This window comes from Microbacterium sp. 18062 (assembly GCF_902706225.1).
Taxonomy (GTDB): Bacteria; Actinomycetota; Actinomycetes; order Actinomycetales; family Microbacteriaceae; genus Microbacterium.
On the sequence record NZ_CACSKB010000626.1, the window covers coordinates 1 to 394 of the forward strand.

General features: G+C 76.1%; 1 pseudogene. It reads left to right on the forward strand.

The features are described 5' to 3' along the window. Positions 1–102 precede the first annotated feature (102 nt). Positions 103–394 (forward strand): annotated as a pseudogene (locus tag GVL03_RS22520) (hypothetical protein); the annotation flags it as partial.

Here is a 394-nt window from a genome sequence, read left to right on the forward strand (position 1 = left end):
AAGAGACAGCACCGTGCCGGGGATTCCTCGGCCCCGGCCCCGGCGGCCGATCCCCGCGACACGGGCACAAGCGCCGTCGCGGGCAGGAGCGCGGAGGGCGCTGTGGGCGCCGACGCCCCCGACGCCGACACGGGCACGGACGAGGGCGAAGGCGTCGCTGGTGGCGTAGATGCCACCAGCACAGCAGACGCCGCCGACCTCACGAACGCCGCCGACCTCGCGGATGCCCCTGCCTCCGCTGGTGCTGCCTCGGTGGGTGCTGATGCCCCCGCCACGGCAGACGGCGCGGTGACCGCGCACGTACCCACCGCCCCCGCCGCCTCGGACAGCGCCGAGGCCTCCACGACCGCGGACCGTTCCCCGCACACCAGCACCGCACCGGACACCCCACACC